The organism is Streptomyces violaceoruber (genome assembly GCF_033406955.1).
GTDB classification, from domain to species: Bacteria; Actinomycetota; Actinomycetes; order Streptomycetales; family Streptomycetaceae; genus Streptomyces; species Streptomyces violaceoruber.
Window position 1 is genome coordinate 3,073,875 of sequence record NZ_CP137734.1, and the last position, 22,014, is coordinate 3,095,888.

General features: G+C 71.2%; 20 protein-coding genes and 1 pseudogene. 10 read left to right on the top strand and 11 right to left on the bottom strand.

Annotated elements, in window-relative coordinates; genetic code table 11:
- The first annotated feature begins 135 nt into the window (after positions 1-135).
- The 5 genes from R2E43_RS13350 (at position 136) to R2E43_RS13370 (ending at position 5,109) form a co-directional block, all read left to right on the top strand.
- Complete coding sequence (locus R2E43_RS13350) at positions 136-1,074, top strand: SPFH domain-containing protein (RefSeq protein ID WP_003973939.1); 939 nt, start codon at positions 136-138, stop codon at positions 1,072-1,074.
- Complete coding sequence (locus R2E43_RS13355; protein WP_405192647.1) at positions 1,020-1,376, top strand: hypothetical protein; 357 nt, start codon at positions 1,020-1,022, stop codon at positions 1,374-1,376. The genes R2E43_RS13350 and R2E43_RS13355 overlap by 55 nt, the downstream gene beginning before the upstream one ends.
- Before the next feature lie 183 nt (positions 1,377-1,559).
- Complete coding sequence (locus R2E43_RS13360) at positions 1,560-2,084, top strand: PadR family transcriptional regulator (protein WP_003973941.1); 525 nt, start codon at positions 1,560-1,562, stop codon at positions 2,082-2,084.
- On the top strand, positions 2,081-2,770 hold the full coding sequence (locus tag R2E43_RS13365; RefSeq protein ID WP_003973942.1) for an ABC transporter ATP-binding protein: 690 nt from the start codon (positions 2,081-2,083) through the stop codon (positions 2,768-2,770). Before R2E43_RS13360 ends, R2E43_RS13365 begins: the two co-directional genes overlap by 4 nt.
- The gene (locus tag R2E43_RS13370) at positions 2,767-5,109 is read left to right on the top strand and encodes an ABC transporter permease (protein ID WP_016327169.1); all 2,343 of its coding nucleotides are present in this window, start codon (positions 2,767-2,769) and stop codon (positions 5,107-5,109) included. The genes R2E43_RS13365 and R2E43_RS13370 overlap by 4 nt, the downstream gene beginning before the upstream one ends.
- A gap of 100 nt (positions 5,110-5,209) precedes the next feature.
- On the opposite strand, the gene R2E43_RS13375 is transcribed toward R2E43_RS13370, so the two are convergent.
- Entirely contained in the window at positions 5,210-6,148 is a 939-nt protein-coding gene (locus R2E43_RS13375; protein ID WP_003973944.1) for a LysR substrate-binding domain-containing protein, read from the bottom strand.
- Positions 6,149-6,285: 137 nt separating this feature from the next.
- On the opposite strand from R2E43_RS13375, the gene R2E43_RS13380 reads away from it, so the two are divergent.
- From R2E43_RS13380 to R2E43_RS13390, 3 genes and pseudogenes are all read left to right on the top strand, one after another.
- Positions 6,286-6,840 carry a peroxiredoxin gene (locus R2E43_RS13380; RefSeq protein WP_003973945.1) on the top strand — a complete coding sequence of 185 codons (555 nt, stop codon included), beginning with the start codon at positions 6,286-6,288 and terminating at the stop codon, positions 6,838-6,840.
- Between the two features lie 6 nt (positions 6,841-6,846).
- Positions 6,847-7,383 carry an alkyl hydroperoxide reductase gene (locus R2E43_RS13385; RefSeq protein WP_003973946.1) on the top strand — a complete coding sequence of 179 codons (537 nt, stop codon included), beginning with the start codon at positions 6,847-6,849 and terminating at the stop codon, positions 7,381-7,383.
- 215 nt (positions 7,384-7,598) lie between these two features.
- Positions 7,599-8,553, top strand: a pseudogene (locus R2E43_RS13390) (IS481-like element IS1649 family transposase).
- Here R2E43_RS13390 and R2E43_RS13395 read toward each other — a convergent pair.
- The 3 genes from R2E43_RS13395 to R2E43_RS13405 form a co-directional block, all read right to left on the bottom strand.
- On the bottom strand, positions 8,550-9,959 hold the full coding sequence (locus tag R2E43_RS13395) for an AI-2E family transporter (RefSeq protein ID WP_332056229.1): 1,410 nt from the start codon (positions 9,957-9,959) through the stop codon (positions 8,550-8,552). The pseudogene R2E43_RS13390 and the gene R2E43_RS13395 sit on opposite strands and share 4 nt — an antisense overlap.
- 162 nt (positions 9,960-10,121) lie before the next feature.
- A complete protein-coding gene (locus R2E43_RS13400) occupies positions 10,122-10,820 on the bottom strand; it encodes an aggregation-promoting factor C-terminal-like domain-containing protein (protein WP_016327167.1) in 699 nt (232 codons plus the stop codon).
- A 447-nt stretch (positions 10,821-11,267) separates the two neighbouring features.
- Positions 11,268-12,593, bottom strand: coding sequence for a PhoH family protein (locus tag R2E43_RS13405; RefSeq protein ID WP_003973949.1), 1,326 nt, complete (start codon positions 12,591-12,593; stop codon positions 11,268-11,270).
- 1,096 nt (positions 12,594-13,689) lie between these two features.
- Here R2E43_RS13405 and R2E43_RS13410 point away from each other — a divergent pair.
- Positions 13,690-14,883 carry a winged helix DNA-binding domain-containing protein gene (locus tag R2E43_RS13410; protein WP_193487151.1) on the top strand — a complete coding sequence of 398 codons (1,194 nt, stop codon included), beginning with the start codon at positions 13,690-13,692 and terminating at the stop codon, positions 14,881-14,883.
- A gap of 30 nt (positions 14,884-14,913) precedes the next feature.
- Here R2E43_RS13410 and R2E43_RS13415 read toward each other — a convergent pair whose 3' ends face one another.
- The 5 genes from R2E43_RS13415 to R2E43_RS13435 form a co-directional block, all read right to left on the bottom strand.
- Positions 14,914-15,732, bottom strand: coding sequence for a class I SAM-dependent methyltransferase (locus R2E43_RS13415; RefSeq protein WP_011030011.1), 819 nt, complete (start codon positions 15,730-15,732; stop codon positions 14,914-14,916).
- Complete coding sequence (locus R2E43_RS13420) at positions 15,729-16,646, bottom strand: MerR family transcriptional regulator (RefSeq protein ID WP_003973952.1); 918 nt, start codon at positions 16,644-16,646, stop codon at positions 15,729-15,731. Before R2E43_RS13420 ends, R2E43_RS13415 begins: the two co-directional genes overlap by 4 nt.
- A 102-nt stretch (positions 16,647-16,748) precedes the next feature.
- Positions 16,749-17,621, bottom strand: a complete 873-nt coding sequence (locus tag R2E43_RS13425) for an LLM class flavin-dependent oxidoreductase (protein ID WP_332056230.1) — start codon at positions 17,619-17,621, stop codon at positions 16,749-16,751.
- A 116-nt stretch (positions 17,622-17,737) separates the two neighbouring features.
- The gene (locus R2E43_RS13430) at positions 17,738-18,748 is read right to left on the bottom strand and encodes a hypothetical protein (RefSeq protein WP_408649140.1); all 1,011 of its coding nucleotides are present in this window, start codon (positions 18,746-18,748) and stop codon (positions 17,738-17,740) included.
- A 23-nt stretch (positions 18,749-18,771) separates the two neighbouring features.
- Complete coding sequence (locus R2E43_RS13435) at positions 18,772-19,437, bottom strand: hypothetical protein (RefSeq protein ID WP_319231096.1); 666 nt, start codon at positions 19,435-19,437, stop codon at positions 18,772-18,774.
- 243 nt (positions 19,438-19,680) lie between these two features.
- On the opposite strand from R2E43_RS13435, the gene R2E43_RS13440 reads away from it, so the two are divergent.
- On the top strand, positions 19,681-20,091 hold the full coding sequence (locus R2E43_RS13440; RefSeq protein ID WP_332056231.1) for a DUF192 domain-containing protein: 411 nt from the start codon (positions 19,681-19,683) through the stop codon (positions 20,089-20,091).
- A gap of 9 nt (positions 20,092-20,100) precedes the next feature.
- On the opposite strand, the gene R2E43_RS13445 is transcribed toward R2E43_RS13440, so the two are convergent.
- A complete protein-coding gene (locus R2E43_RS13445) occupies positions 20,101-20,274 on the bottom strand; it encodes a hypothetical protein (RefSeq protein ID WP_051815175.1) in 174 nt (57 codons plus the stop codon).
- A gap of 186 nt (positions 20,275-20,460) precedes the next feature.
- Entirely contained in the window at positions 20,461-21,501 is a 1,041-nt protein-coding gene (locus R2E43_RS13450; RefSeq protein ID WP_037898134.1) for an AraC-like ligand-binding domain-containing protein, read from the bottom strand.
- Positions 21,502-22,014 lie beyond the last annotated feature (513 nt).

Consider the following 22,014-nt stretch of genomic DNA (forward strand, 5'->3'; position numbering starts at 1 on the left):
AACCGATCCAGCCTTGTACGGACGTGAGAATCAGCACCCGCTCCACAGGAACCGACGTACGAGCGGGGTTCAAGGTTGTGATCCGATGGTAAAGTGATATCACTTAGAAAGCAAAGAGAGAACGGGGGACCACCCATGTCCACGCACGATGCCCCGCAGGTCACCGCGGATGTGCCCGAGATGCCGGCGCCGCGGGTGCGCGAGAACCAGGCGCACAGCATCGGCGGCGGTTTCGCGCTGCTGCTCGGACTGGTCGGGCTGCTCGTCGGCGCCGGTCTGATCGCCGGCGCCACGGCGGTCGACTCGACCGGCGGCAAGGCCGTGCTGATCATCGGCGGCATCCTGATCGCCCTGGCCGCCTTCCTCGCGATGTGCGGCCTGAACATGGTGGCGCCGGGCGAGGCCCGCGTGGTGCAGCTGTTCGGGCGTTACCGGGGCACCATCCGCCAGGACGGCCTGCGCTGGGTCAACCCCTTCACCTCCCGCACCAAGATCTCGACGCGGGTGCGCAACCACGAGACGGCGGTCCTGAAGGTCAACGACGCCTACGGCAACCCGATCGAGCTGGCGGCGGTCGTGGTGTGGCGGGTGGAGGACACCGCGCAGGCCACCTTCGAGGTGGACGACTACGTCGAGTTCGTCTCCACCCAGACCGAGGCGGCCGTGCGGCACATCGCCATCGAGTACCCCTACGACGCCCACGACGAGGACGGCCTCTCGCTGCGCGGCAACGCCGAGGAGATCACCGAGAAGCTCGCCGTCGAACTGCACGCGCGCGTGGAGGCGGCCGGCGTGCAGATCATCGAGTCGCGCTTCACGCACCTCGCGTACGCGCCGGAGATCGCCTCGGCGATGCTCCAGCGGCAGCAGGCCGGTGCGGTGGTCGCCGCGCGGCGGCAGATCGTGGACGGCGCGGTCGGCATGGTCGAGGCCGCGCTCGCCCGGATCAGCGAGCAGGACATCGTGGAACTGGACGACGAGCGCAAGGCGGCGATGGTGTCCAACCTGATGGTCGTGCTCTGCGGAGACCGCGCCGCCCAGCCGGTCCTGAACACGGGGACGCTCTACCAGTGACGAGCCCGCCCGAGGATTCCGCGCCCGAGGATTCCGTGCGGGATTCCGCGCCGTCCGAGGGCCCGGCCCCCAAGCGTCGGCCGCAGCAGCGCAAGCAGGTGCTGCTGCGGCTGGACCCCCAGGTCTACGAGGCACTGGCCCGCTGGGCGGGCGACGAGCTGCGCTCGGCCAACGCCCAGATCGAGTTCCTGCTCCGCAGGGCGCTGGCCGAGGCCGGCCGGCTGCCCGGCGGCACCGGACCGCTGCCGCGCCGCGGCCGCCCGCCGGGGGGCGGCGGCGCGGGGGCCGCGCCACCCCCGTGAGCGATCCTCGCCGGCCGCGCCTCCGCCACCGGACGGAGGCGCGGCCTCCGTCGTAGCGGAACCGTGACAATCGGCCCTCACCTGCGGTCCTGCGCCCGGACCGCTCCCGTCCCGTACCCGCCGCCACGATCTCTGCACCGTGCGTATACATGGTGCGTATACACCGTGTGTAGAGTGCTCCGCATGTCCATCGGTCACACCCTCCTGGGGCTCCTGGAGTCCGGGCCGCGCCACGGTTACGACCTCAAGCGCGCCTTCGACGAGAAGTTCGGTCACGACCGGCCGCTGCACTACGGCCAGGTCTACTCGACGATGTCCCGCCTGCTGAAGAACGGCCTTGTGGTGGTCGACGGCATCGAGGCGGGCGGCGGTCCCGAGCGCAAGCGGTACGCGATCACCGACGAGGGGATCACCGACGTACAGCGGTGGCTCGCCACGCCGGAGAAGCCCGAGCCGTACCTCCAGTCGACGCTGTACACCAAGGTCGTCCTCGCGCTGCTCACCCACCGCGACGCCGCCGACATCCTCGACACCCAGCGTTCGGAACACCTGCGCAGCATGCGCATCCTCACCGACCGCAAGCGCAAGGGCGATCTCGCGGACCAGCTGATCTGCGACCACGCCCTCTTCCATCTCGAGGCCGACCTGCGCTGGCTGGAACTGACCGCCGCGCGCCTCGACAAGCTCCGTGAGGCGGTAACCCGATGACTCCCCCCGCAGGTTCCCTGCTCTCGGCGGACCAGCTCCGCAAGGCCTACGGCCCCACCCTCGCCCTCGACGGCGCCGAGTTCTCCATCCACCCCGGCGAGGTGGTCGCCGTCATGGGCCCCTCCGGTTCCGGCAAGTCGACGCTGCTGCACTGCCTCGCCGGCATCGTGCCGCCCGACTCGGGGACGATCACGTACAACGGGCGCGAGCTGTCGGCGATGTCCGACGCCCAGCGCAGTGCGCTGCGCCGCTCGGACTTCGGGTTCGTGTTCCAGTTCGGCCAGCTGGTGCCGGAGCTGACCTGTGTCGAGAACGTCGCCCTGCCGCTGCGCCTGAACGGCACCTCCCGCAAGGAGGCCGAGCGGGCCGCGCTGAGCTGGATGGAGCGGCTGGAGGTCGACGACCTCAGGAAGAAGCGGCCCGGCGAGGTCTCGGGCGGCCAGGGGCAGCGGGTCGCGGTGGCGCGCTCGCTGGTCACCAACCCGCGCGTGCTCTTCGCGGACGAGCCGACCGGCGCGCTGGACTCCCTCAACGGGGAGCGCGTGATGGAGCTGCTCACGGACGCGGCCCGCTCCACCAACGCCGCGGTCGTGCTGGTCACGCACGAGGCACGGGTGGCGGCCTACTCCGACCGCGAGATCGTCGTACGCGACGGCAAGTCCCGGGACATGGAGCGGGCCGTATGAACGTGCGCCAGTGGGCCGCCGACCTGATGCTGGGCGTCCGCTTCGCCTTCACCGGCGGCCGCGAGGGCTGGACCCGGGCCGTGCTGACCGCCGTGGGCGTCGGGCTCGGCGTGGCGCTGCTGCTGCTGACGACGGCGCTCCCGAACGCGCTCACCGTGCGGCACGACCGGGAGGCGGCGCGCTCCGACATCACCTTCGCCACCGACCCGATGCCGAAGGCGGACGACACGCTCGTGCTCGCCAGGCTCGACGACACCTTCCGCGACGACGACGTCCGGGGCCGGGCCCTGGAGCCCGAGGGCCCGCGGGCACCGCTGCCGCCGGGGCTGGAGAAGTTCCCGGCGGTGGGCGAGATGGTGGTCTCCCCCGCGCTGAAGAAGCTGCTGAACTCGGACTCCGGCGCGCTGCTGCGCGAGCGGCTGCCGGACCGGGTCGTCGGCACGATCGCCGAGGAGGGGCTGATCGGCTCGGCCGAACTCGCCTACTACCGGGGCGCGGAGGGGCTCGCGGAGCACATCACCTCGGGCAGGATCGAGCGTATCGACCGGTTCGGCGACCCGGACCCCGGGGAGGAGCGGTCCGACCCGGTGCTGATCCTGCTGATCCTCGTCGTCTTCGTGGTGCTGCTGATGCCGGTCGCGGTGTTCATCGCCGCCGCCGTGCGGTTCGGCGGCGAGCGTCGGGACCGGCGGCTCGCGGCGCTGCGCCTGGTCGGCTCCGACAGCCGCATGACCCGGCGCATCGCCGCCGGTGAGGCGATGGCCGGCGCGGCGCTCGGGCTGCTCTTCGGTGCCGGGTTCTTCATGGTCGGACGGCAACTGGCGGGCAGTGCCGAGGTGTTCCGCATCAGCGTGTTCCCCAGCTATCTCAACCCCTCACCGGTGCTGGCGCTGCTGGTGGCGGTGGCCGTGCCGACGGCGGCGGTGCTGGTGACGCTGCTCGCGCTGCGCGGAGTGGTCATCGAGCCGCTCGGCGTGGTGCGCGCGGGCCGGCCGGCCCGGCGCCAACTGTGGTGGCGGCTGATTCTGCCGCTGGCCGGACTGGCGATGCTCTACCCGATGATCGGCAACGGGCGCGAGAACGGCGACTTCAACCAGTACCTGGTGACCGGCGGCGTCGTCCTGCTCCTGGTAGGCGTGACCGCGCTGCTGCCGTGGGTCGTGGAGAGCGTCGTCGCCAGGCTCGGCTCCGGCGGCGTGGCCTGGCAACTGGCCGTGCGCAGGCTGCAGCTGAGCAGCGGGACGGCGGCCCGGATGGTCAACGGCATCGCGGTGGCCGTCGCCGGGGCGATCGCGCTGCAGATGCTGTTCGCCGGCGTGGACGACGACTACACCAAGTCCACGGGGCAGGACGTGTCGTGGGCACAGATGGAGGCGATCCTCCCGAGCGGGGTCCCCATGGACCAGGCGGCCGCGAAGTTCCGCGACACCAAGGGGGTCGAGGCGGTCAACGCCTTCTCCGAGGGCTGGCTGGGCGACCGCCCCAAGGACCCGGACCACGGCACGACACTGACCGTGGGGGACTGCGCCTCGCTGCGGGAGATCGCCAGGCTGTCGTCGTGCGCCGAAGGGGACGTCTTCGTCGTCCACGGCGCCGAGTGGGACGCCGAGGAGGACGTGACGAAGCTGGCCGCGCCGGGCCGGAAGCTCTACGTCGACCCGTCCTACGAGGGCATCCCGAAGCGCCATGAGATCCCCTGGACGGTGCCGCAGGGCGTCAAGGCCGCGAAGCCGCGTACCGGTCTGCTGGCCGGGACCGACCGGGGCGGCCTCCTGATCACCCGTAAGGCGATGCCGGAGGCCCTCGCGCCGGCGCTGGACGGACACGCCTACCTCCGGCTGGACCAGTCGGTGCCGGACGTGCACGACCTGGTACGGAACACCACGGTGGCGATCGACCCGCTGGCGGACGCGGTGGCCTGGGCGGCGACCGAGCGGACCGACCGGTTCGACGCCATCCGCACCGGCCTGTTCGTGGGGGCGGCGTGTGTGCTGGCGCTGATCGGCGCCAGTCTGCTGGTCTCGCAGCTGGAGCAGCTGCGCGAGCGCAAGAAGCTGCTGTCGGCCCTGGTCGCCTTCGGCACCCGGCGCCGCACGCTCAGCCTGTCGGTGCTCTGGCAGACGGCGATTCCCATCGTGCTCGGCCTGCTGCTCGCCTCGGTGGTGGGTCTGACCCTGGGCACGGTGCTGCTGAAGATGACGAGCACCCCGGTCAGCGTCGACTGGACCGGCGTCCTCGCCATGACCGGCATCGGCGCCGCGGTGGTCCTGGTGGTGACGCTGTGCAGCCTGCCGCCGCTGCTGCGGCTGATGCGGCCGGAGGGGCTGCGCACGGAGTAGGCCCCGCGGGTGCCCGACCGGGGCACCGAGGATCGAGGGTCTGAGGAAGCGAGGCTCCGAGGGACCGAGGGACCGCCCGGCCGGGTGGTCGCCCGGTCCCTCAGTCGTGCACCGTCCGCACCGGCAGGTCCGCCATCGCCTCGCGCAGGGCCGCCGCCAGTTCCCCGTACTCCGCCGAGCGGGCCGCGCCCGTGCGCATGGCGAGGGCGATACGGCGGGTGGGGGCCGGGTCGGTGAAGGACGCGGTGAGGAGCTGGCTGGAGCGGGAGGTCTCCACCCGGACGGCGGTGCGGGGCAGCAGCGTCACCCCGAGGCCGCCCGCCACCAGCTGTACCAGCGTCGACAGACCGGCGGCCGTGGTCGTCGCCGGGACGCCCGCGCGGCCCGCCTCCCGGCAGATGTCGAGCGCCTGGTCGCGCAGGCAGTGCCCCTCGTCGAGCAGCAGCAGCTTCAGCTCGCGCAGCACCGAGCGCTCCAGGCCCTCCCGGCCGCCGAGTCGGTGGTCGAGCGGCGTGACCAGGACGAAGTCCTCGTCGAAGAGCGGGAGTTCGGTGACGCCGGGGACGCCGAGGGGCACCGCGAGCAGCAGCAGGTCGAGCCGGCCGGTCGTCAGGCCCTCCAGGAGGCTCGCCGTCTGCTCCTCGTGGACCTGGAGGTCGAGGTCGGGATAGCGCTCGTGGACGAGGCGCAGCACCGTCGGCAGCAGATACGGCGCCACGGTCGGGATGACACCGAGCCGCAGCGCGCCGGTGAAGGGCGCCCGCACCGCCTCCGCCTCCTCGACGAGCGCGCCGACCTCCGCCAGTACCGCCTTGGTCCGCACCGCGAGCCGTGCGCCGGCCGGGGAGAGCAGCACCTTGCGCGTCGTACGCTCCAGGAGGGTGACACCCAGTGCCTCTTCCAGGGCGGAAACGGCACCCGAGAGCGCCGGCTGGCTCATGCCGATCGCGGCGGCGGCGTCACGGAAGTGCAGGTGCTCGGCGACCGCGTCGAAAGCCCGCAGCTGAGCGAGGCTGGGCTGTCTCTTCTTACTGGACACTAATAGCTACCTCCGATCAACTCGACCGAGTGTAGCTATTTCACTAATCAATGCACCCTGTGCCAACATCACTAACGTCCAACCCATGGGAAACACTCGCAAAATGGGTGTTTCTTCGCTGCGTTTTTGGAGAGCACGTGCTCACTGTCGGTGACAAGTTCCCCGAGTTCGACCTGACCGCCTGCGTCTCGCTGGAGAAGGGCAAGGAGTTCCAGCAGATCAACCACAAGACCTACGAGGGTCAGTGGAAGGTCGTCTTCGCCTGGCCCAAGGACTTCACCTTCGTGTGCCCGACCGAGATCGCCGCCTTCGGCAAGCTGAACGACGAGTTCGCCGACCGTGACGCCCAGATCCTCGGCTTCTCCGGCGACTCCGAGTTCGTGCACCACGCCTGGCGCAAGGACCACCCGGACCTGACCGACCTGCCCTTCCCGATGCTGGCCGACTCGAAGCACGAGCTCATGCGTGACCTCGGCATCGAGGGCGAGGACGGCTTCGCGCAGCGCGCGGTCTTCATCGTGGACCAGAACAACGAGATCCAGTTCACGATGGTCACCGCCGGCTCCGTCGGCCGTAACCCCAAGGAGGTCCTGCGGGTCCTCGACGCCCTGCAGACCGACGAGCTCTGCCCGTGCAACTGGAGCAAGGGCGACGAGACCCTGGACCCGGTCGCGCTGCTCTCGGGAGAGTGATCTGACATGTCCCTCGACTCCCTGAAGTCCGCCGTCCCGGACTACGCCAAGGACCTGAAGCTCAACCTGGGTTCGGTCATCGGCAACTCCGACCTCCCGGCGCAGCAGCTGTGGGGCACCGTGCTGGCGACCGCCATCGCCTCGCGCTCCCCGATCGTGCTGCGCGAGCTGGAGCCGGAGGCCAAGGCGAACCTCTCGCCCGAGGCGTACTCGGCCGCCAAGTCGGCCGCCGCCGTCATGGCGATGAACAACGTCTTCTACCGCACCCGGCACCTGCTGTCGGACCACGAGTACGGCACCCTGCGCGCCGGTCTGCGGATGAACGTCATCGGCAACCCGGGCGTCGACAAGGTCGACTTCGAGCTGTGGTCCTTCGCGGTGTCGGCCATCAACGGCTGCGGCATGTGCCTGGACTCGCACGAGCAGGTGCTCCGCAAGGCCGGTGTGGACCGCGAGACGATCCAGGAGGCGTTCAAGATCGCCGCCGTGGTCGAGGCCGTCGGCGTCACGCTGGACGCCGAGGCGGTCCTCGCCGCCGAGTAGTCCCGCACGGGATCCGTCCCGACGCGGCACGCACGGCACGGGCCCCGCTCACCGAGAGGTGGGCGGGGCCCGTTCACGTGCCGGTCCCCCGGCGGCGCGCCGCTAGGTGTGTTGTCCCGGGACGTTGGTGACACGCGTGCTGGGTTCTTGAAAGGGGTGAGGGCCTCCGGGTTCGGTGTGGATTGCGACATCTCCACCGAGTTCAGGAGGCCCTCGTGGTCCACCGTAATGCCCCGCTGACCGAGACCGGGAGACTCCGCCTGGCCCGCTGCGTCGTCGAGGACGGATGGCGTGCGGCGGGCGGCCGAGCGTTTCCAGGTCAGCCACACCACCGCCAGCCGCTGGGCCCGCCGCTACCGGCAGCTCGGCGTCACCGGAATGAGCGACCGCTCCAGCCGCCCGCACCACCAGCCTCGCAGGACCGCGGCCGCCGTCGAGGAGCAAGTTCTCCGGCTGCGACGCGAGCACCGGATCGGGCCGCTACGACTGGCCGTCCGATGCGGCATCGCCGCCTCGACCGCCCACCGCATCCTGGTCCGGCACGGCCTGCCGCCACTGGCCGCCCTGGACCGGGCCACCGGCGAGCCCGTCCGCCGCTACGAACGCGCCCGACCCGGCGAACTGGTCCACATCGACGTCAAGAAGCTGGGCCGGATCCCCGACGGCGGCGGCCACAAGACTCTCGGCCGGGCCGAAGGCCACCGCAGCCGGACCAACGGCGCCGGCTGGGCCTACCTGCACACCGCCCTCGACGACCACAGCCGCATCGCCTACACCGAGGACCTGCCCGACGAGACCGCCCCGACCTGCGCTGCCTTCCTCGTCCGGGCCACGGCTTACTTCGCATCCCTGGGCATCCGCATCGAACGGGTCCTGACCGACAACGCCTGGGCCTACAGCAAGAACACCTGGCGGAACACCTGCCGCGACCTGGACATCAGCCCCCGCTGGACCAGGCCCTGGCGGCCCCAGACCAACGGCAAGGTCGAACGCTTCCACCGCACCCTGCTCGACGAATGGGCCTACCAGAAGCCCTACACCTCAGACCACGAACGCAGGGAAGCGTTCACCCACTGGCTGCATTGGTACAACTACCACCGACCCCACACCGGCATCGGCGGCCACACACCCGCCAGCCGCGGCACCAACCTCTCCGAACAACACACCTAGGGGGCGTCCGACGGCGGGCCGTCCGCCGGGGGTGCCGGGGGGCTCGGCGGCCCCGGCACGCGGTCGACGGCCGGGGCGGCGTCGGTCGAGGTGGCTCCGTGCGGTCTCGGCGTCCGGCGCAGGGCGGCCTCGCGGGAGTACGCCCGCAGGTAGCCCACGACGGTGTTGGTCACCGCCACCAGCGGTACGGCGACCACGGCGCCGCCGATGCCGGCCACCATGCCGCCGGCGGCCACCGACAGCACCACCGCGAGCGGGTGGACCCGCACCGCGCGTCCGAGGATGAACGGTTGCAGGATGTGCCCCTCGATCTGCTGCACCGCCAGCACCACGACGAGCGTCATGACCGCCGCGAACACGCCCTGTGTCACCAGCGCCACCACGACCGCGAGCGCACCCGACACCACCGCGCCGACCAGCGGGATGAAGGCGAACAGGAAGATGAACACGGCCAGCGGGACGGCCATCGGCACGTCCAGGAAGTAGATGCCGAGGCCGATGAAGATGGCGTCGATCAGCGCGACTATCACCGTGCCGCGCACGTAGGCGGTCAGCGTCCGCCAGGCGCGCGGGCCGGCCCCGGCGACGCCCGGCCGGGCTGCCGCGGGCACCAGCTTCAGCGACCACTGCCAGATGCGCTTGCCGTCGTAGAGCAGGAACAGCGTCGAGAACGCGGCCAGCAGGATGCCGGTGAGCGCCTCGACGACGACCGTGACGCCTTCGAGTCCGGCCGACGTGATCTGGTCGGTGTTGGCGCCCACCGCGTCGCGCAGGTTCTTCGCGATCTCGTTGATCTGCTTGTCGGTGACGTGGAAGGGGCTGTTCAGCAGCCAGTTGCGCAGTTCGTCGATGCCGTCCTGGACCTGGTCGGAGAGGTTGTCGATGTTCTCCATGACCTGCCAGGTGACGAACCAGCCGATCAGTCCCATCACCACGAACCCGAGGATCGCGGTCAGGGCGGTGGCCGGCCCCCGCGGCACCCCGTGCCGGCGCAGCCAGGCCACGGCCGGCTGGAGCAGCGCGGTGATCAGCAGCGCGGCCACGAACGCCAGCACCACGAGCTGTACGGCGCTGATGACCCGCATCAGCACCCACACGGTGCCCGCCAGCACCAGCAGCCGCCACCCCGCCTCCGCGGCCACCCGTACTCCCCACGGCACGGCCTGAGCCGGATCGGGACGGTGGGCGAGCGCGACCGGGCGGTGGGCGGCGAGGTACTCGACCGCGGAGTCCCCGGCCGCGTCCTCAGCCGTGTCGTCCAGGGGCCGGCGCTCGTGGTCGGAGGCCGGCCCGGGTCCGTCGTCGGCGTCGTCGCGCCGCGCTTCCTCGCGGCGCTGCTCCAACCGCTCGCTCGCCCGCGTCAGTCCGGCGCCGAGCCGGCCGAGCCACCCTGGCACTCGTGACATGATCCGTCCTCTTCCCCCGTCCTTCCCCACCACTCCCCCCTGGAGTCGTTCCGGTCCGACCGTACATGGCGGGAGCGCGAAAGCCCCTCACCACAAGACGGTGAGGGGCTGCGCGAGGTTGAGCGTGGACCGCGGCGCCGGGGAAGGCGGGCGACTACGGGCTCAGTACCAGTGGTTGGCCTGCCAGAAGGCCCAGGCGTCGCACGGGCTGCCGTAGCGGTTGTCCATGTAGCTGAGGCCCCACTTGATCTGGGTGGCCGGGTTGGTCCGCCAGTCGGCGCCCGCGGAGGCGTACTTGCCCGCCGGGAGGGCCTGGAAGAGGCCGTAGGCGCCGGAGGAGGCGTTGACGGCCTGGTAGTTCCAGCTCGACTCGTGGTTCACGATGTTGCTGAAGCACTGGAACTGGCCACTGGGCACCATCTGGCGCGCCATCGCCTGGATCTGGCTGGTGCTGTAGGAGCTCTGGACGGCGAAGCTGGTGGACTCCCGCTTGGCGTCGCGGCTGGCCGCTTCCTGCTGCGCCTCGCGCTGCTTCGCCGCTTGGGCCGCCTTCTTGGCCTTCTCCTGCTTGTCCACGGCGGTCTTGGCGGCTGCCTTGCGGGCCGCCTCTTCGGCGTCCTTCTTGGCGCTCGCGTCCGCGGCGATGGCCTGCACGTCGGCCTGCTGCGTCAGGGACGCGGTCTGCACCTGCGCCTGCTCACCCATGGGGATGTCGGCAAGCAGGGTCGTGCCTGCTGCCGTCGCCTCCGCGTCGTCGTTGTTCTGCGCGACGCTGCCCGAGGCAACTCCGACGACGCTTCCGACGGCGGTGACCGCCGTGGCCGAGGCCACTGCGAATCCCCGGACCGAGATCCGGCTCACACGGTTTCCTTCCAGCATCGCCCGCTTCGGTGACCCTCGCGGACGCAATCGTGCCCCTGGCACTGGCCTCCCCAACTACGGGTCACGGGAGGCACGGGCCCGGTGGACAACTCCCTGGGCGGGAGCGCCGCGTGGTGCTCGGGCGGCATACGACTCTGCTATGGAGTTGGATCTGATGCTTCTGGGGCGCCGTACCGCTGGGGGTACGCCTGTGTCGTATGCGGGGCCTGACAGGAGTGAGACTCTGCCGTAACCCGGCGGGGTGAGGCAATTCTGTGTTGCGTGTGAAAGCTCACATCTCGTTTGGCCCAGGGGATTCACGGAAATCGGCACACACCGAGGCGCCGCCCGGCTAGGCTCTGGGCCTTTCCGGACGGCGCCGAACCGGCGGGTAACCGGCTCTCCTGCGGGCAATCGACCCGTTACGGGCCGGACTTCACGGAAGCGTCAGATGTGACCGTCCTCCAGCATTTCGGTCACGAGCGCCGCGATCTGGGACCTCTCGGAGCGCGTCAGGGTGACGTGCGCGAAGAGCGGATGCCCCTTCAGTTTCTCGACGACGGCGACGACTCCGTCGTACCGGCCCACCCGCAGATTGTCCCGTTGTGCCACGTCATGGGTGAGTACGACCCGTGAGTTGGCCCCGATCCGGGACAGCACGGTCAGCAGCACGTTCCGCTCCAGCGACTGCGCCTCGTCCACGATCACGAACGCGTCGTGCAGCGAGCGCCCCCGGATGTGGGTGAGCGGCAGTACCTCCAGCATCCCGCGCGCGGTCACCTCCTCGATGACCTCGCGGCTGGTGACGGCCGACAGCGTGTCGAAGACCGCCTGCGCCCACGGGCTCATCTTCTCGGCCTCGGAGCCGGGCAGGTAGCCGAGTTCCTGCCCGCCCACCGCGTACAGCGGCCGGAAGACCATCACCTTCTGGTGCTGCCGGCGCTCCAGGACCGCTTCGAGGCCCGCGCACAGGGCGAGCGCCGACTTGCCGGTGCCGGCCCGGCCGCCCATCGACACGATGCCGACGTCCGGGTCGAGGAGCAGGTCGAGCGCGATCCGCTGCTCGGCGCTGCGGCCCTTGATGCCGAACGCCTCCCGGTCGCCGCGCACCAGCCGGACGTTGCCGTCGGGCGTGACCCGGCCGAGGGCCTTGCCGCGCTCCGACTGGATGGTCAGACCGGTGTGCACGGGCAGGCCGGCCGCCTCGGGGACGTAGACCCGGCCCTCCTCGAAGAGCACGTCCACCTGCTCACCCGGCAGGGTGAGTTCGGACATTCCGGTCCAGCCGGAGGCGTCCGTGATGGCCAGCTCGGCGCGGTACTCCTCGGCCAGGAGTCCGACGGAGGACGCCTTGATCCTGAGCGGGAGGTCCTTCGAGACGACGGTGACGTCGAATCCCTCCGCCTGGAGGTTGCGGGCGACCGCGAGGATGCGGGAGTCGTTGTCCCCCAGGCGGTAGCCGGTGGGCAGCACGCTGGGGTCCGAGTGGTTGAGCTCGACGCGGACGGTGCCGCCGAGGTCCCCGATCGGGATGGGGGCGTCGAGGCGACCGTGCCGCACCCGGAACTCGTCGAGCAGGCGCAGGGCCTGCCGGGCGAAGTAGCCGAGTTCGGGATGGTGCCGTTTGGCCTCCAACTCCGTCACCACGACGATGGGGAGCACGACCTCGTGCTCGTCGAAGCGGTTCAGGGCGTTCGGGTCGGCCAGCAGGACGCTGGTGTCGAGAACGTAGGTGCGCCTATCTGGCTTGTGGCGCTTTGTGCTGGTCACCACGGAAGGACGTACCCCCTCGGAAGAGGTCGGGGAGCGACGGAGTGGACGCTGGGCCGGGAGGGCGGGAACGAGCCGCGCAGGGAGGGCGGGAACGAGCCGACCGGTCGGGGGGCCGCCGGACGGTCGTCGTCAGGCAGGTCCCTGGGGCCGCCCTGCACTGGCGCGGACCGGGGACCGGTCCTCCGCCGCGTCTTCCGTGCCGTGACCGCACGGTGGGGCTGGTGCAAAGGGCCTCCCGGGCGGACGGCTCCGTGCCGTCCGCTGAGATCCGACACCCGTGGTTCGGGCGTCGGCCTGCTTGGTCTATGCCCTCGAACAAGCGCCGCCATGCCACGACACAGGACGGCGCACCGGTGAACTCCTCGTTACGGGCGTACCGCTCGCAGGCGCCGCCCGCCCGGGCAGAAAAAAACGGGCCGGTCCGTGGGGGGGGAGACGGACCGGCCCGAGGGGGGGTTTCCACCATAACCCTTCGTAAGTGATGCTGCGTGCATCGGCGTGCCACAACTACTCTCCGGAGTCGTCCGGCGACGCCCGGATGACCACGGAAGCCCTTATTCCGGCCTGAACGGTGGCCAAATCGCCGCGTATCTCCGGGTGGGCGGTGATGCGCGTGCGGCTGGAGTGGTGCGGCGGTGTCCGCCGACCGGCGTGACGGGGCGGAAGCCCGCTTCCCCCGTCCGGGTGACACGACCCGCACGGCCGGCTTGACCGGGGCCGGTCCGGCGGTCGGCCCGGCGGCCGCGGCGCCCGGCCCGGCGGTTGATCCGGCACCGCGCAGCCCCCTCCACTGCGCGGTGCCACGCGCGCAGCTTTGCTCACGCGAATTACCTGGCTCCGAACTTACGCGACCGGGCAGGGCGTTTTCGACTCGAAGAGGACATCGATGAATAACGATGTGGAAACCCTGTGAGGATCGGCGGGTGATTGCGTACCCTGCCTCCGCGCAAGGGGATGTTTGCGAAGGTGTGCCACTTAAGCCCGGAAGATCCACCTCTGGACGACCGAGGGCGGCCGAGGACGACCGACGGCGACCGACGGCGACCATGGACGATCGAGGACGAAACCTGTCCTACTCCTGACCTAACGTCGCCTCATGACGAAGTCGACGGGGATCACTTGGGCCGCGGCGAGCGCACGACGCCTGGAACGGCAGTTCCTGGCCAGGCGGGCCCGGACGGGCACGTCCGTCGCCGACGTGGCCGCCGCGATGCTGGGCGTCCACGCCCAGGTACTGTCCGCGGCCGAGCTGTCGGTCGGCCTGCGGGCCGACGGCGTGACCCGCACGGACGTACGCGACGCCCTGTGGCCCACCGCTCCGCTCGCGCCACCCGCGCCCGCGCTGGTGAAGACGCACGGCCCGCGCGGGACGGTGCATCTGCTCCCGGCCCGCGACCTCCCGATGTGGTGCGCCGCGCTCCCCGCGATCCCGGCCGGCCCGGCCGCCTTCCCCACCGAGGTACGCCTCACCGGGGAGCAGGCCGGGCAGGTGGTGGCCGCGATCGCCGACGCGCTCGACGGCACCTTCCTGACCGTCGACGAACTCGGCGAGGAGGTCGTCGCGCGCACCGGCCCGTGGGCCGGCGACCTGGTCATGCCCGCCTTCCAGACCATGTGGCCCCGCTGGCGCCAGGTCCTGCACCGGGCCGGCCAGTGCGGCGCCCTGTCCTTCGGCCCGAACCGCGGCCGCAGGGTGACGTACACCCGGCCGCCCCACTTCACCCCGCTGCCGCCCGAGGAGGCGTCACGGCTCCTCGTACGCCGATACCTGTACGCGTACGGACCGGCGACGCCCCAGCACTTCGCCCGCTGGCTGGCCGCACCACCCGGCTGGGCGAAGGCCCGCTACGCCGAGCTGGCCGCCGCGGGCGAGATCGAGGAGGTCCGCTTCGAGGGCGCCCCGGCGTGGGTGGCGGCGGGCGACACCGCCTTCCCCGACGCCCCGGAACGGGACGAGCTGCTGCGCGGGGTGCGGTTGCTGCCGTACTTCGACGCGTACGTCGTCGCCGCGCAGCCGCGGGAACTGCTCTTCCCGGGGGCCGCCTACCGGCGGGCGCTGGCGGGCGGGCAGGCGGGCAACTTCCCCGTGCTCCTGGTCGACGGGGTCGCGGCGGGCGTCTGGCACCAGCGCCGCCGGGGCCGCCGTACGACGGTCACGGTCGAACCGCTGGCCCGCTTGACGGCACGGCAGGAACGCGAGCTGGCGGACTGCGTGGAACGGGTGGGGGCCGTACTGGAGGCGGCGGCGGAGCTGGTGATCGGGGAGGTGACGGTGGGGGCGCACGCGTGAGGTCGCGGGTCCGGGCCCGTCCGGCGGGTGTCAGGGCCGCGCGTCGGGCCCGCTCGTGGCATCCGGCTTGCGCACGTCGAAGAGGTGACGGGAGCTGTGTGCGACGAAGGGTCCGTCGGCCTCGATGCGTTCGTGCAGGTCGCGCAGCCGGTCCCGGTACGCCTCGACGGTGAACCCGGGGACCATCCACACCACCTTGCGCAGAAAGTGGACCACGGCACCGATGTCGAGGAACTCCATCCGCAGCCGCTCCGCCCGCAGCTCGACGACCTCCAGGCCGGCCGCCTCGGCGTCGGCGCGCTCACGCTCGGGGTCACGGTGCCGCCGGCTGTCCTCGGGCAGCGGCCCGAGGAAGTACTCGATGAGCTCGAAGACGCTGGCAGGCCCGACGTGCTGGGCGAAGTAGGTGCCGCCGGGCATGAGCACGCGGGCCACCTCGTCCCAGTGCGGCTCGACGGGGTGCCGGCTCACGACCAGGTCGAAGGCGCCGTCCGCGAAGGGCAGGGGCGCGTCGTCGGCCGAGGCGACCACCGGGACTCCGCGCGGACGCAGCAGCCGGGTGGCCTGGGCGACGTTGGGCGCCCAGCCCTCGGTGGCGGCGACGAGCGGGGCCCGGTGGGGGCCGGCGGCTTCGAGGGCGAAGTCCAGCACCTCCCCTCCCCCGGTCTGCACGTCCAGTACGGCGGTGGCCCCGGCCAGCCGCCCGGCCATGGACCGCGCGTACCCCCAGGAGGGCCGGGCCTCGGTGGCCCGCCCCTCGAACCAGGAGAAGTCCCACCCTTCGGTGGGGACGGCGGCGCCTTCGGCCACGAGGCGCTCAAAGGTTCCGGGGTGGGCGGGGGGCGTCATGAAGAAGGCTCCGCTCGATAGCTCTGGGCAGCGGTGTTGTCGCGGGCTGACGGGTCTGCGGCGAGTTCTGCGGCCAGTTCCATACAGCGCAGGCGGGCTGGGGAGAAGTCGTAGGGCATCCAGCCGGTGGCTTCGAACGCGCTGACGGAGTCGGCCTCGCCCGCGCCGTCGGCGGCAGGGTGCAAGGTGTCCCAGGCGTCGAAGAGGGCATCGTCGTCCGCACCCGGGCCGGACTCCTCGATGACGGCCTCGAGGGCGCTTTCGAAGGCGCGCCGCTCGGCGGCCACTTGAGCCACCCGTGGGTCATCGACGGCGACACCGTCGTCGAGTGCCTCCTCGGCGTCGTCGACGCGGTCGGACTCCTCCCGCAGAGCGGGATGCGTGGCCAGGACGACGAAGCGGGTGGCCTGCACGGCCGCGCCGAGCGGGCCGAGGATCCGCTCGGTGACCAGCAGACTGTCCAGGTCCGCCTGGCGCAGGGAGCCCTCGGGCGCGCTCTTGAGGCGTTCGGTGACGAAGTCGGAGAGCAGGCCCGTCCGGCTGCCTTCGGTGCGCATCCGCCGCACGGCGGCCCGCTGCCGCCGCAGTTCCGCCTCCCGTTCGGCGAGGGTTTCCTCCAACCGCTCCAGGATGCCCGCGACATCTTCTCCGCTCTCCGCGCCGGCGGAATCCGTGCCGGTGGCAAAGGCGTCACGGATGTCGTCCAGGGCGATCCCTGCGTCGGCCGTCCTGCGGATCCACAGCAGGCGGATCATGTCCTCGTACCCGTAGCGGCGGCGGCCGTCGCTGCCCCGCTCGGGCTCGGGGAGCAGGCCGATCTCGTGGTAGTGCCGGATCGCCCGTGGCGTGCTGCCGACGAAGGCCGCCGCGTCACCGATCTTGACCTGGCGGGGTGGCATGAAGGACGAACGCATGGACAGGGACCCTTCCTCACGGCATCGGGACGTAGGTCCACCGGATCACATGCCGCTACGGAAGGTGCAACCCGTACGGCATGAGGCCACCGCCGGCCAGCCTCAGGCCACCAGCGGCCGGACCCGCTCGGCGGCGAACCAGACGAACCCCTCCGGATCGGGCTCGTCCCCGGTCGGCTGGAGGATCACGGTGTCGGCCCCGGCCTCGGCCAACCGCCGCACGGCGTCGGCAACGGCCTGGGCGTCTCCGGCGACCCCGAGATCCGGCACCGCCCCGACGCCTTCGGCGACCAGCTCGTTCCGAAGCCGTTCAGCGGCACCGGATCCGGTGGCGGCGAGGAGATACACGACGACCCTGTGGGCCTCCGTCCGCCCGCTCGCCGCCCGCCCTTCGTCGATGAGCCGCCGGGCGCGGCGCACCCCGTCGGGCGGAGTGTTCGCGGTGAGCACGGTGCCGTCGGCGGCCTCACCGGCCAGCCGCAGCGAGCGCGGCCCGGTGGCGCCGGCGAGCACCTCGACGGGCTGCTCCGGCGGCCAGTCCAGCGCGACGTCGTCGAGTCGGACGTAGCGCCCCGTCGACGTCACCCGTCCGCCCCTCAGCAACTCCCGCAGCGCCACGAGATGCTCCCGCAGCAGCGTCAGGGGCGACTCGGCCCGGGCCCCGACCTGTCCCATCCAGTCCTGCACGCCGTGTCCCACGCCGAGGACGGGGCGGCCGGGGAACATCCGGTGCAGCGTGGCGGCCTCCATCGCGGTGACGGCCACGTTCCGCAACGGCACGGGCAGCAGCCCGACCCCGACCCGCACCCGCTCGGTCCAGGCGAGGGCGGCGGCGGCCGTGGAGATCCCGCCCTCCCGGAAACAGTCCTCCCACAGCCACAGCTCCTCGAGCCCCACCTCATCGGCGACCCGAGCCACGGCACGGAGCCGCTCGGGGGCGAGCTGGGGGCGGAATACGGCACCGAGTCCAGTCATGGCGCCTTCCTACCCCCGGCCGAGCCCCCGTTCAACACCATTTCGGGGCCATCGCCCCGGGGACGCGCCGGGCTCACGGGGGACACGTCGGGCTCAGGCCACATGCTTCGGCACGGTCACCGGTTGACGGCCTGGATCTCCTGGACGACGACGTCCTGCTCTCCGCCGAAGTCACCGTCGGGCAGCGGCTGCTCCCCGGCCACCCCGGTGCCGGTCCAGTGGATCTTCCAGGTGACCGTGGCCTTGAGCTGGTACGAGCCGTCGCCTGACGAACGCAGGTACTTGACTCCACAGGGCGGCGTCTCGTCCGCCTTCCCGTTGGCGTAGGGCTCACCGATGCGGCCGTTCGCGACTTCGCACACCCCGGATGCGGGGTAGGTCTGAGCGTCCGCCGTGCCGGGATCGATCTTCACCGACACCGGCTCCGCCGTCGTCGTGGCCTCGACCTGCAGCAGGGGCACGGAAGCCGTCACCGACACGGGTTTGAAGTCCGTCGCGTCGAGCCATGCCCAGGTCGGAAGGTTCACCTTCGTCGCCTCTGCCGGCCTCAGCTCCACCTCCGTGGTGGGGACGCGGATCTCCGCGTAGGCGAGCTGGGCGAGGACCTCCGGCGTGATCGCCTGCGGGATGTCCGCCGGCGGGTCGTCACCGGTGTCCACCCAGAAGATCTCCTCCTTGCAGTCGAGCGCCCCAGGGTCACCCTCCCGGCCGGGCGTGACGTAGGAGTCCCACCAGTAGCCCTCGCCGGCCTTCTCCTTGTTGAAGTCCTTGTACGGCTTCCCGTTCACGTACCTGTCGCGCTGCGTGGCATCCCACTGGTAGCCCGTCGACTCGGCCTCCCAGACGGGCTCCTTGACCTTCTGGAGCTGCTCCGGGGTGTACTTCGGGGCGTAGTAACAAGCGGGCGGCGTCCAGTTCGTCGCAGCGGCCACCGGGCCCACGGACGCCCCCGAGCCGTTCTTGGAACGGTTGTAGACGACCGCACCGGCGGTCGCCGAGACGGTGCCGCTCCCGTCGGTCTCACCGTGCGCGTCCGTACTGGGCGACTGGGCACCACCACCGATTTTGTTGTCGGCGATGGCGGTGCCCGTCGCACCCACGAAGACGGCAGCGGCCACGACGTGCACAACCAGAGCACGCGCGGTCGGAGTCACGGCTGGCACTTGTCGCTCCCCCTTTGGGACAGCATCTTCTGTACAACCCAGACACCCTTGTCGTTCTTGCTCAGTTGAGTGTTGTACAGCACGTAACTGTTCTTGGTCACGGGCGTTTTGTTGACCTTCTTGGGCTTCAGATACATGTCGTAGGCCTTGCCCTGGTCTTCGCAGTACACGAGGGAGGCACTGTCTTTCCCGCGCACGTTGACCACCGCGTCGTAGAAGCGGTACGCCCCCGTTACTCGCGCGTTCTCTTTGACATAGGCCTGGATGAACTCCTGCGTACCGGCGGCGGCCTCGCCCTCGTAGTAGTAGAGGTAAGCCTTGTCGAGCGGATCCTGATGGACGATCGCGAGGTCCACGGCCTTGATGGACTGCTCTCCGTCGGCGAGAACGGCGTCCTTCTCCTTGTCCCCGGTCTTGGGCCAGTCGAAGGTGTAGGAGAGATCATCAGGCAGGTCGATCTCCGGTCGGCCAGGCTCCGCCGACTCGGTCGCGGTCGGTGACGCCGACCGGGTCGGGCCGCCGGTGTCCGCCCCCGCGATCTTGTCCTCCCCCTTGCCCGTGCTGTCGTCGTCGCTGCCGCACGCGGACAGCGTCAAGGCCGCTGTCGCGGTCAGCGCGAGCGTTGCGAGGAGGGTGGGTCGGCGGCGATTCACTGTCGGCTCCTGGGTGGGACGCGGCTTCTCTTCAGCGAAGCAAAGCTATCCACCGGGGACGGGCGACACCAGGGTGACACCTGTCTCGCTGCGGCCTCCCCGGAGTTCAAACCCTCTGCACTTGTGGCTTCTTGGGCCATAACGGTTCCGTAACGCACCGGAAGCAGCAAAGGGGACCGGCGGTCGCCTACTCCGCGGCGGATACTTTCAGCGGGGGCGACGGGCCGTAGGGAGGGCATCTGCATGGGACGGCGGCGGCGGTGGCGGGACGGGTTGGGGGCCTTGGCCGTGCTGGGGCCGGACGGCGAGGAGGTTCGGGTTCCGCTGGAGGTCGCGAGCTCGTACCGCGCGCGTACCAAGGGGCTGTTGGGGCGCGGCTCGGTCGATGGGGCGATGCTGCTGTCGCCCGCCAACAGCGTGCACACGTTCCGGATGCGGATGGCCATCGACGTGGCCTATCTCGACCGGCGGCTCACCGTCATCGCCGTGCGCACGATGCGGCCGGGCAGGCTGGGGCTGCCCCGGTTGCGGGCGCGGCACGTGCTGGAGGCGGAGGCCGGGGCGATGGATGAGTGGGGGGTGCGGGTGGGGGCGCGGGTGGAGGTCGTGGAGGGCTCGGCCGAGTCGGCGGACGGCGCAGGCCGGCTGGGCTAGTCGGCGGGGCTAGTCGTCCGTGACGTCGATGGCGTGGTCGCCGCAACCCTCGAAGACGCTCGGCGTGCCGTGCGTGATCACGAGCAGGTACGAGGTCGGCACCAAGGCGCAGTCCTTCTCCTTCCACTGCACGGCGAAGACCGTCCAGATGACGATGAGGACGACGACCACGATGGACGGCACGCTCCGCGTCGTGTGCCATGAGCTGTCACCGTGCGCCGGGCGGGGGTCGCCCGGGCCGCCGGGGCCGCCGTGCGGTGGTCCGCTTCGGGCCGGCGAACGTTCCCAGGGGCGTCTGCCCTCGGGCTCCCCCGTGTCGTTCGGTGTCATGTCTTGGGCTTCTCCCCCGCTCGGTGCAGTTTCGCCGTTTCAAGGTGCCAGGGTTCGATGCCCCGGTCCTCGGCGGGGAGTGCAGGGCTGTTTGTCGGGGAGTGCGGTTCGGGCTTCGGTCGGGGAGATGCCGTAGGCCTCGCGGAAGGTGCGGCTGAAGGCGGCGGGGTGGCGGAAGCCCCATCGGGCGGCGATCTCGCCGATCGTGCGGTGTCGTAGGCGGGGGTCGCCGAGGTCGGTCCGGCTGCGTTCGAGTCTGCGGCGGCGGATCGTGGCGCCGACTGTTTCCGGCTCCTCCTCGAAGAGGGCGTGCAGCAGGCGTATCGAGATGTGGTGGTGGGCGGCGATCGTGGCCGGGCCCAGGTCCGGATCGTGCAGGTTGTGGTCGATGTAGGCGTTGATACGGGCGAGGAGCACCCGCCTGCGGCTCTCGGCCGGTAACGCCGGAGGGCTGTCCAGGCGGGCGGCGAGGAAGGTGACGGCGAGTTCGAGGGCCATGGTTCCCAGGCGGCGCAGCTCCGTCGGGCCGCAGTACGCGGCGTTCTCCCGCAGTCCGGCCAGGTAGGAGGTGAGCAGCGCGCCCGAACCGGTGCGGGCGGGCAGCGGCGTGGCCACCAGGCGGTCCGTTCTGTCGCCGGGCAGCGGCAGGGCGGTCCGGGGCAGCCGCAGCACGCTCACCCGCGAGGGGCGGCCCTGGTCCTGGAACTCGCAGGCCAGAGGCTGCGAGGTGTCGAAGAGGGCCACGTCTCCCGCCCGGAGGAGGGCGTTGTTGCGACGCTGCTCCAGACCGATCGGGCTGCCGTGGACGAGGAAGAGGTAGTAGTTCTCCGGGTCGGACGCCCGGATGTGGTCCGGGGTCCGGCGCGCCGACATCGGGGAGAAGGAGAAGGCCGAGAAGTCGGTGTCCACCAGTTCCAGCGTGGTGACCTCGCCCTTGAAGTGGCCGGCGTGTTCGCTGGCGATCGACACCGGCATCACCGCCCGGCTGACCATGTCGCCCCACCAGCCGAACCCCTCCGGGCCACTGACGCTGTCCGTGGACAGGAACACCGAGGCATCCCCCGTTCCGGTCTGCTCCACCCCTGTCCCCCGCTCCGTGTGTCTCCGCCCCCGCCGCGGTCGCTCGTCTCCCGGCATTGTCCGCCGCTGTCCGGCCATGCGGGAGCGGTCGGCCGGTCAGTTCGGGAGTTCGGGCCGCCCTGCGCCGATCGTCAAGGATGTCTGCGCGCTCGGCCGAGGACAGGGGGTGCGGGTGTACCCGACGGTAGTGAGCCCGATCGGTGACAGAGAGGCTCGGTAGGAGATTTGAGCGGTTCGGGTGGCGGCGCCTCACCGGGGCGGCGGATGGGGGAGGTGGCGGCCGTGGTCTCGGCGATCACGGCCGTCGCGGGGCTCCTCCTGGCGGTCTTCGGGATACCTCTCGTCGGGAACTCCTCGCCGATCGGGCGGAGTGTGACGGACTCCGGCCGGACTTCCGGTGCAGCCCCGGCCGCGTCGCATTCGACTGCGGATGCGGGTTCGGATGGAGCATCGGCCTCGGCATCCGCGTCGGCTTCGGCTTCTGGTTCCTCGAAGGTGCCCTCTTCGACCGCG